General features: G+C 42.0%; 10 protein-coding genes, 12 tRNA genes and 1 rRNA gene. 22 read left to right on the plus strand and 1 reads right to left on the minus strand.

The features are described from left to right. The first annotated feature begins 2 nt into the window (after positions 1-2). From H9648_RS18265 to H9648_RS18300, 8 genes are all read left to right on the plus strand, one after another. The gene (locus H9648_RS18265) at positions 3-404 is read left to right on the plus strand and encodes an anti-sigma regulatory factor (RefSeq protein ID WP_191755223.1); all 402 of its coding nucleotides are present in this window, start codon (positions 3-5) and stop codon (positions 402-404) included. Between the two features lie 11 nt (positions 405-415). Continuing rightward, positions 416-1423, plus strand: coding sequence for a PP2C family protein-serine/threonine phosphatase (locus H9648_RS18270; RefSeq protein WP_191755224.1), 1008 nt, complete (start codon positions 416-418; stop codon positions 1421-1423). A 63-nt stretch (positions 1424-1486) separates the two neighbouring features. Then, a complete protein-coding gene (locus H9648_RS18275) occupies positions 1487-1819 on the plus strand; it encodes an STAS domain-containing protein (protein WP_191755225.1) in 333 nt (110 codons plus the stop codon). Next, on the plus strand, positions 1816-2301 hold the full coding sequence (rsbW, locus tag H9648_RS18280; RefSeq protein WP_191755226.1) for an anti-sigma B factor RsbW: 486 nt from the start codon (positions 1816-1818) through the stop codon (positions 2299-2301). The genes H9648_RS18275 and rsbW overlap by 4 nt, the downstream gene beginning before the upstream one ends. Next, positions 2267-3058 (plus strand): RNA polymerase sigma factor SigB, encoded by a 792-nt coding sequence (gene sigB / locus H9648_RS18285; RefSeq protein ID WP_191755227.1) that lies wholly within the window; start codon positions 2267-2269, stop codon positions 3056-3058. The genes rsbW and sigB overlap by 35 nt, the downstream gene beginning before the upstream one ends. Then, positions 3055-3666, plus strand: coding sequence for a SpoIIE family protein phosphatase (locus H9648_RS18290; RefSeq protein WP_191755228.1), 612 nt, complete (start codon positions 3055-3057; stop codon positions 3664-3666). The genes sigB and H9648_RS18290 overlap by 4 nt, the downstream gene beginning before the upstream one ends. Before the next feature lie 32 nt (positions 3667-3698). After that, positions 3699-3863, plus strand: a complete 165-nt coding sequence (locus tag H9648_RS18295; protein ID WP_191755229.1) for a hypothetical protein — start codon at positions 3699-3701, stop codon at positions 3861-3863. A gap of 129 nt (positions 3864-3992) precedes the next feature. Further along, a complete protein-coding gene (locus H9648_RS18300; protein WP_191755234.1) occupies positions 3993-6122 on the plus strand; it encodes a Tex family protein in 2130 nt (709 codons plus the stop codon). Positions 6123-6153: 31 nt separating this feature from the next. On the opposite strand, the gene cmpA is transcribed toward H9648_RS18300, so the two are convergent. Continuing rightward, positions 6154-6276, minus strand: a complete 123-nt coding sequence (gene cmpA / locus H9648_RS18305; RefSeq protein WP_137792088.1) for a cortex morphogenetic protein CmpA — start codon at positions 6274-6276, stop codon at positions 6154-6156. Positions 6277-6372: 96 nt separating this feature from the next. Here cmpA and H9648_RS18310 point away from each other — a divergent pair, with 96 nt between their 5' ends. From H9648_RS18310 to H9648_RS18375, 14 genes are all read left to right on the plus strand, one after another. Next, positions 6373-6831 carry a SprT family protein gene (locus H9648_RS18310; protein ID WP_191755230.1) on the plus strand — a complete coding sequence of 153 codons (459 nt, stop codon included), beginning with the start codon at positions 6373-6375 and terminating at the stop codon, positions 6829-6831. Between the two features lie 175 nt (positions 6832-7006). Further along, positions 7007-7081 (plus strand) — tRNA-Asn (locus H9648_RS18315). A gap of 3 nt (positions 7082-7084) precedes the next feature. Continuing rightward, positions 7085-7175, plus strand: a tRNA-Ser gene (locus H9648_RS18320). 3 nt (positions 7176-7178) lie between these two features. Beyond that, positions 7179-7253 (plus strand) — tRNA-Glu (locus H9648_RS18325). Between the two features lie 34 nt (positions 7254-7287). Further along, positions 7288-7363: transfer RNA gene (locus tag H9648_RS18330), tRNA-Asp, on the plus strand. A gap of 15 nt (positions 7364-7378) precedes the next feature. Further along, positions 7379-7453 (plus strand) — tRNA-Gln (locus tag H9648_RS18335). A gap of 42 nt (positions 7454-7495) precedes the next feature. Then, positions 7496-7571 (plus strand) — tRNA-Lys (locus H9648_RS18340). A gap of 15 nt (positions 7572-7586) precedes the next feature. Continuing rightward, positions 7587-7670 (plus strand) — tRNA-Leu (locus H9648_RS18345). A gap of 51 nt (positions 7671-7721) precedes the next feature. Then, positions 7722-7807, plus strand: a tRNA-Leu gene (locus H9648_RS18350). 34 nt (positions 7808-7841) lie between these two features. Beyond that, a tRNA-Arg gene (locus H9648_RS18355) sits at positions 7842-7918 on the plus strand. A gap of 10 nt (positions 7919-7928) precedes the next feature. Continuing rightward, positions 7929-8005, plus strand: a tRNA-Pro gene (locus H9648_RS18360). Between the two features lie 7 nt (positions 8006-8012). Beyond that, a tRNA-Gly gene (locus tag H9648_RS18365) sits at positions 8013-8086 on the plus strand. Positions 8087-8097: 11 nt separating this feature from the next. Then, positions 8098-8174, plus strand: a tRNA-Ile gene (locus H9648_RS18370). A gap of 187 nt (positions 8175-8361) precedes the next feature. Next, a 16S ribosomal RNA gene (locus H9648_RS18375) occupies positions 8362-8422 on the plus strand; the annotation flags it as partial.

Genomic DNA, 8422 nt, shown 5'->3' on the forward strand with positions numbered 1-8422 from the left:
TTATGGACATCCAATCCTGTGTGGAAGTACGCAACGAGTGGGACATCGTAAGCGCCCGTCAACTTGGAAGAAACATGGCGAAAGAGCTAGGTTTCGGAAGCGTTGATCAAGCAAGAATAACAACAGCGATATCTGAACTCGCCCGTAACATCTACTTATATGCAGGACGAGGTAAGATTTGCATTGAACCAATCGATCAATTAGGAAGAAAAGGACTGCGAATCGTAGCCTTAGATAATGGTCCTGGAATTCGAGAGATCCGAAAAGTTATGGAAGATGGATATACAACTTCTGGCGGATTAGGAGCTGGGTTACCAGGCGTGAAGCGTTTAATGGATGAATTCTCAATCGAATCCACAGTTGATGTGGGAACGGAGATATCAGCTACTAAATGGCTTCGTTAGGAGGAGAGCTCTTGACCGCAAAAGACGCACTAATGGAACGTTACCAAGATTTATTATCGGTCTATCTAAAAGCTAAAACAGAGACGACCCTCTATAAAGGGCAACAATTCAGCAGGAAGTTATTAGAACAGCAGATATCACCAGAAGATCTTGTGAGTTTACACATTCAAGTGATGGATCAGCTGTTTCCGGATATGTCTGAAGAAATGAGAGATTCTTTTGACTTTCTGCTCGAATCGATGATCGGCTACGGATTTGCTTATCGGGAGCATCAAAGCTTGCGTGATAAGCAACAACAGCTTGAATCGGAGATTGAAGTTGCCGCAAGTATGCAGCAAACGTTACTGCTCAGTGATGTCCCTGGATTTGACCAGTTGGACATAGGGGTTGTCAGTGTTCCTGCAAAAAAAATGAACGGTGATTATTATAATTTTGTTAAGAGCGGCAACAGTTTGAGTGTCGCGGTAGCAGACATCATCGGTAAAGGCATACCCGCTGCACTGTGTATGTCTATGATTAAATACGCGATGGACAGTTTGCCTGAAGAACAGATGAAGCCTCATCTGCTTTTAGAGAACTTAAACCGTGTTGTGGAACAAAACGTTCATAGCAACATGTTCATCACGATGTTTCATGGGGTCTATGAACCTGAAAGTCATAAGTTTTACTATGCGGGTGCTGGTCATGAACCAGGCTTTTTCTATCACGCAAAGGAAGACGAGTTTCATGACTTGATCGCTAAAGGTCTTGTTCTCGGTGTATCCAGGACAACCACCTATCATCCATACGAAAAGATGATAGAAGTGGGAGATATGGTTATCCTTCTTTCAGATGGAGTGACCGAGTGCAGAACAAGCAAAGGATTCATCGAAAGAGAAGAAGTTGTTGCTCTTATTCGAAAGTATATGGATCTGCCCTCACAAAAGATTGTTGAAAATGTATTTCAGGAGCTTGATCGCCTTCAAGGCTTTGAGCTTAGAGATGATTTTACTTTAATTATTTTAAAACGACTGGTTTAAACAGTATTTGATTAGGGTAAAGGTACCTTATATGGTTCCATACAAAGCTTGGGGGGAAATAAAATGAATTTGCAAATAAATCAAGATCAAATAAATGAAACATACGAATTAAAGCTAACAGGAGAAGTAGATGCTTATACGGCTCCTAAGTTAAAAGAAGTGATGCTTCCATTAACAGAGACGAAAGGAAACATCGTAATTGTAGATCTTTCTGGAATTGAATATATGGACAGCACAGGGCTAGGTATTTTCGTGGGAGCTTTAAAATCTTCCAAAGCAAATAGCAGCTCTTTAAAATTAAGAGGCATGACAGAACGCGTTAAGCGCATTTTTGAAATTACTGGATTAACGGAAGTAATGGATATTGAAAGTGGAGTAAAGGGGGAGGCGCTATGAGAACAGCGTCCGACTATATTGAAATGAAGGTCCCTGCAAAACCGGATTATGTTGGTGTCGTCAGGTTAACGATTTCTGGCCTAGCTAACCGCATGGGTTTTGCGTTTGACGAAATTGAAGATATCAAAATTGCAGTATCAGAAGCTGTAACGAACGTTGTTAACCATGCCTATACCGATACTGAAGATAAAGGCCAAGTTCGTGTTGGCTGTAATATATATGATGACCGCATGGAAATTACGGTTGTCGACCAAGGAAAAAGTTTTGACGTCGAATCTATCTCAAAAAATCTTGGCCCTGTAGATGGTAAATCAGTTGATCAACTGCATGAGGGAGGTTTAGGCCTCTTTCTGATAGACACATTAATGGACAAGGTAGAAATAAGCAGTGAAGCCGGTATCGTTGTAATGATGACGAAGTATCTTCACAGAGATGAGGTGGAGGAACATGTCGACAGGATCTCACCAGCGCCTTCACAATAAAGAACAAGTCTATGCTTGGATTGACGAACTGCAGCAAGATCCAAAGAATGAAGAGATTCAGACGAACCTCGTGTTGCAGTATCAAGACTTAGTTCATTCACTAGCTCGGAAGTTTTCTAAAGGCAAAAGCATTCATGACGATTTAGTACAAGTTGGCATGATTGGATTGCTTGCGGCCTTCAGAAGGTATGACAAAACGTTTGGAAGATCATTTGAATCTTTTGCTGTTCCTACCATCGTCGGAGAGATTAAACGTTTTATCCGTGATAAAACATGGAGTGTTCACGTACCTCGTCGAATTAAGGAACTTGGACCAAGAATCAAGAAAGCCGTTGAAGAACTGACTACTCGTTTACAAAGATCACCGAAAATTTTTGAAATCGCAGAGTACCTAGAAGTTTCTGAAGAAGAAGTTCTAGAGACAATGGAGATGGGTAAAAGTTATCAAGCTCTATCTGTAGATAGTTCCATTGAAGCGGATCAAGAAGGAAGCACAGTTACATTACTCGATTTAGTCGGTTCCAACGATGTTGGTTTTGATCAGATTGATAAAAGAATGCTTTTGGAAAAAGCTTTTGCTGTTCTTTCTGAACGCGAACGCGAAATTCTTCAATGTACGTATTTTGAGAATTTAAGCCAAAAGGAAACGGGAGAACGCTTAGATATCTCTCAAATGCATGTGTCTCGACTTCAGCGACGAGCACTTGAAAAGCTAAAAGAAGCTTTGCGCGTATCACCTTCAGAGGCTCTTAAATGATCGAACACTATCAGTTTAGCAAGGCATCTGTTTCCTCTTTTCAAAAACCAAAAAAGGGAAATGATCTTTGCGGAGATAGTTTTTATGTGAAAGAAACGGAAGATTATTTGATTTGTGCAGTAGCGGACGGTCTAGGAAGTGGTAAGATGGCGAAAGAAGCTTCTGGGGCCGCTACTGATATTATCGATCAAAATCATCACGAAACTGTCGAGGGGTTAATGCATCTTTGTAATGAAGGGCTGAGACATACTCGGGGTGCTGTGATTGCCATTGTTAAAGTCGATTATCATAATCATACAGCTACTTATTCAGGAGTTGGTAACATCCGTTTTATGATCTCTGCTGAGAGACAAAGAGCCATACACCCTTTGCCGAAAGTTGGTTTTCTCGCTGGAAAACCTGAAAAATTTAAAGTACAAGACTTTAAATTTGAAAATGAGTTAACACTGATGCTTTATTCCGATGGAATGGACATTCATACACAGAGCCGTGCGTTGTTAACGAAAATGATATCACCAAAAGAATCGGTCATCTATATCAGTGGATTGCCTCAAGATATTAATGACGATGCAACCTGTCTCGTCGGGCAAATAAAATTGATTTCGTAAAACATCACCTTCATTAGGTGGTGTTTTTTGTTTTGGATGGATTTTTACTAAAGTATTGCATGGTTTTAACTCTTCTATGCAGGTTGATTGAAGTGGAAGATGCGAGACTCCTACGGGACGAGCGGTCAGGTGGAGACTCCAAATGGCGCAAAGCGGCAGGAGGCTCACCGTTCGCCCCGTGGAAAGCGAGCATCTGAAACGGAAACCAACTACTCACTTGAGTGTAATTTTTACGCCACCACTTCCTTGGTTTATAATAGTACTAATTGATTGAAAAAGGAGTGTTCTTATTGGGACAACCTATTAGTGAACAAGCATTGAGAACAATGGAATCCGAATTGAACGTAAAAGGAAAGCAAATTAACCAGGTTATCGCTCTATTAGAAGAAGGAAACACGGTCCCGTTTATTGCGCGTTATCGAAAAGAATTAACGGGTGGTTTAGATGAAGTACAGATCAAAGACATTATGGACCGATGGACATATTTGCAAAATCTAGCTTCACGTAAAGAAGAGATCCTTCGTTTAATAGAAGAACAAGGAAAACTGACTGAAGAATTAACGGCAGCAATTGCAAAAGCACAAAAGCTCCAAGATCTTGAAGATATTTATCGTCCATACAAACAAAAGAGAAGAACAAAAGCAACTGTTGCGAAAGAAAAAGGTCTCGAACCACTTGCTTTATGGTTACTAGAGCAAAGAAATGATGATCCATTAACGGAAGCGGCATCCTACATAAATGAAGAAAAAGAAGTGAACGCTGCTGAAGATGCATTGACTGGAGCGAAAGACATTATCGCAGAAATGCTTTCAGATGATGCAGATATGCGAAAATGGGTTCGCGAAGATACCTTTGCCAAAGGCGAGATCAAAACGGATGGAAAGAACACGGAATTGGATGAGAAAAAAGTGTTCGAAATGTACTATGAATACCTAGAGCCGATCCGTAAGATTGTTCCCCATCGTGTTTTAGCGGTAAATCGCGGAGAAAAAGAAAATATCTTAAGAGTAGGTATTGCTGCTCCTTCAGAACTGATCGTTTCAAAGATGGAGAGAAAAGTAGTGAAACGTTCGAGCTCGCCAGCTGCACCAATTATTATAGAGGCGATTGAAGATGCGTATAAACGATTGATCGCGCCTTCCATTGAACGAGAAATTCGCGCGGCACTAACCGAACAAGCGGAAGAGCGTGCGATTCATATTTTTTCTGAAAATGTAAGAAGTCTTCTATTACAAGCACCACTAAAAGGGAAAGTTGTTTTAGGAGTTGACCCTGCGTATAGAACGGGTTGCAAACTAGGAATTGTAGATGAAACGGGTAAAGTGCTTCATATCCAGACGATCTATCCGACGCCGCCACGATCAGAGGTAGAAAAATCTGCAGCGGTTGTGAAGAAACTAATCGATCAGTATGATGTCGAGATCGCTGCGATTGGAAACGGTACGGCATCACGCGAAACAGAACAATTTATTGCTGAAACGTTAAAAGATCTAGAAAAATCGGTAGCATACGTGATCGTAAATGAAGCGGGAGCGAGTGTGTATTCAGCTTCTACAGTCGCTCGTGAGGAGTTTCCAGACCTTCAAGTTGAGGAAAGAAGTGCGGTATCCATTGCCCGAAGACTTCAAGATCCGTTAGCGGAGCTTGTAAAAATCGATCCGAAGTCTATTGGTGTGGGTCAGTATCAGCATGACGTTTCTCAAAAAAGACTTGGTGAAGAAATTTCCTTTGTTGTGGAAACAGCGGTTAACCAAGTGGGTGTTAACGTGAATACTGCATCATCGTCTCTTCTTCAATATGTATCCGGGTTGTCCAAAACCGTTGCACAAAACATCATCGTTAAACGAAATGAGGTAGGAAAGTTCAAAAACAGAACAGAACTTAAGAAAATTCCTCGTCTCGGTGCAAAAACGTATGAGCAATGTATCGGATTTCTACGTGTAGTTGACGGAGATCAACCACTTGATCAGACGGGGATTCATCCAGAAAGCTATCCGGCAACGAAAGCTTTATTAAAAGAACTCGGATTCAAACCTGCTGATATTGGTTCAGACGCTCTTGGGGAACAGTTAAAATCACTTTCACTTGAAGCAACATCAGAGAAATTAGATATTGGCGTTCCAACATTAAAGGATATAATCGAGGGGCTTATGAAACCTGGGCGAGATCCTCGTGATGCTTTTTCAGGGCCAGTCCTAAAAACAGATGTTCTTAAGATGGAGGACTTGTCACAAGGGATGGAGCTTCAAGGAACCGTTCGAAATGTTGTGGATTTTGGTGCGTTTGTAGATATTGGCGTAAAACAGGACGGGCTTGTTCATATTTCGAAGCTTACGGATCGCTTCGTAAAGAATCCGATGGATGTCGTTAGCGTAGGGCAAGTCGTTACTGTATGGGTAGATTCAGTAGATGTATCCAAGCAACGAATCGCTCTAACCATGATCGCCCCTAAGTAAGGACTAAAAGATAAAGCACTTCTCCAGTGGACTATTCTTCACTGGAGGAGTGTTTTTTGTTATAAAAGAACCAGCATTGATTAAGTAAGCGGATTTGGTAACGGTCTTTTTGATAATAAGCACGACGGAGCTGTCTTTTAAACCATGTTGGCATATAGAGAACCTCCTTGAACTTCCCAATCCGTTATTTGTGTATTAGTCTATGTATAGGAGCTTGTTAATGTGAACTAGAAATGTAAGGAGCTTGACCATGACGAATGAAGAATTGCAGAAGTTAACGGAGGAGATCTCGATTCAGTTCTTCAATAAAATGTTTCGCCATCAAGTGAGATTCAATAGAAGGCTGCGAACAACAGGTGGACGTTATCTGTTACGATCTCATGATATAGAAATGAATCCTCATCTTTATGAAGCATTTGGTATGGAAGAATTAATCGGTGTAATTAAGCATGAGCTCGTGCACTATCATATGCATATCGAGGGCAGAGGGTATAAACATGGTGACGATGACTTTAAATATTGGCTTCATAAAGTAGGTGGGTCTCGTTTTTGTCAGTCCATCCCGGAAAAAAGAAGAACAGAGAGCTATAAATACGCTTATTTATGTACGGACTGTATGCAGTCTTATAAAAGAAAAAGGAAAATTGACACGAAAAGATATGTGTGTGGAAAGTGCAGAGGGAAATTAAAACAGGTTTCTTTAAAATAGAGTGTTGACTTCGAATATAGGTATGTGGTAATTTAATAAAGTCGCTGTTAGACATACCTATTACATAGCTTTTAAAAGCAGGTATCGTAAAGCGAATGCGGCTCAGAAAAACTTCTAAAATTAGTTGACATCTGAGGCGAAAACGATTATGATATTAATTGTCCTTAAAAGACATTCCACAGTAGCTCAGTGGTAGAGCTATCGGCTGTTAACCGATCGGTCGTAGGTTCGAGTCCTACCTGTGGAGCCATACAGAGAAGTACCCAAGTGGCTCAAGGGGCGCCCCTGCTAAGGGTGTAGATCGCTAACGCGGTGCGAGGGTTCGAATCCCTTCTTCTCTGCCATGTGGCCCGTTGGTCAAGCGGTTAAGACACCGCCCTTTCACGGCGGTAACACGGGTTCGAATCCCGTACGGGTCACCATATACTTTTATTAAAGTAATACCTATAGATTGATGGACTCGTGGTGTAGTGGTTAACATGCCTGCCTGTCACGCAGGAGATCGCCGGTTCGACCCCGGTCGGGTCCGCCATTATTTCTAAGGTGTTGGGCTATAGCCAAGCGGTAAGGCATCGCACTTTGACTGCGACATGCGTTGGTTCGAATCCAGCTAGCCCAGCCATTTTTTCTTTTTAAGATAAGTGTTTAAAAACACTTCGAGTGAGAGCCATTAGCTCAGTTGGTAGAGCATCTGACTTTTAATCAGAGGGTCGAAGGTTCGAATCCTTCATGGCTCACCATTTTCAAATTAATATGCGGGTGTGGCGGAATTGGCAGACGCGCTAGACTTAGGATCTAGTGTCTTTGACGTGGGGGTTCGAGTCCCTTCACCCGCACCATATTAATTTTTCTCAATAAGTTGCAGTGCTCATGCGCTGGCATCTAGCCGCGCGGTCGTGGCGGAATGGCAGACGCGCTAGCTTGAGGGGCTAGTGGGGGTATCCCCGTGGAGGTTCGAGTCCTCTCGACCGCACCAACTTTAATTCATAACATAGAATACATTTAAATATGCGCCCTTAGCTCAGCTGGATAGAGTGTTTGACTACGAATCAAAAGGTCGGGAGTTCGAATCTCTCAGGGCGCGCCATATTTACTTACGGGAAGTGGCTCAGCTTGGTAGAGCACCTGGTTTGGGACCAGGGGGTCGCAGGTTCAAATCCTGTCTTCCCGACCATACTTATGCGGGTGTAGTTTAGTGGTAAAACAAGAGCCTTCCAAGCTCTGGTCGTGAGTTCGATTCTCATCACCCGCTCCATTATTTTTTACGGGCCTATAGCTCAGCTGGTTAGAGCGCACGCCTGATAAGCGTGAGGTCGATGGTTCGAGTCCATTTAGGCCCACCATATGATCGTAAAAATGATCAAAAAAGAATTTCAAAAAGTGCTTGACTTTATAACTTCCATTCGGTAAGATAATAAAGCTGTCTCGGAAAAAGACAAGCAAAACAGTTCTTTGAAAACTGAACAAAAGAAATAGGTAAGGAATTAAGAATTAATTCCGTCAGTTTTAAAATCGAGCAAGACAAACACTTTTATGGAGAGTTTGATCCTGGCTCAGGATGAACGCTGGCGGCGTGCCTAATACATGCAAG

This window comes from Fictibacillus norfolkensis, assembly GCF_014836645.1.
GTDB lineage: Bacteria > Bacillota > Bacilli > Bacillales > Fictibacillaceae > Fictibacillus > Fictibacillus norfolkensis.

Bases quoted from the DNA above. Each gene is read 5' to 3' on its own strand.
- H9648_RS18290 (WP_191755228.1), top strand. From the start codon at position 3,055: ATGATCGAACACTATCAGTTTAGCAAGGCATCTGTTTCCTCTTTTCAA.
- H9648_RS18310 (WP_191755230.1), top strand. From the start codon at position 6,373: ATGACGAATGAAGAATTGCAGAAGTTAACGGAGGAGATCTCGATTCAG.
- H9648_RS18275 (WP_191755225.1), top strand. From the start codon at position 1,487: ATGAATTTGCAAATAAATCAAGATCAAATAAATGAAACATACGAATTA.
- H9648_RS18265 (WP_191755223.1), top strand. From the start codon at position 3: ATGGACATCCAATCCTGTGTGGAAGTACGCAACGAGTGGGACATCGTA.
- H9648_RS18300 (WP_191755234.1), top strand. From the start codon at position 3,993: ATGGAATCCGAATTGAACGTAAAAGGAAAGCAAATTAACCAGGTTATC.
- sigB (WP_191755227.1), top strand. From the start codon at position 2,267: ATGTCGACAGGATCTCACCAGCGCCTTCACAATAAAGAACAAGTCTAT.
- cmpA (WP_137792088.1), bottom strand. From the start codon at position 6,276: ATGCCAACATGGTTTAAAAGACAGCTCCGTCGTGCTTATTATCAAAAA.
- rsbW (WP_191755226.1), top strand. From the start codon at position 1,816: ATGAGAACAGCGTCCGACTATATTGAAATGAAGGTCCCTGCAAAACCG.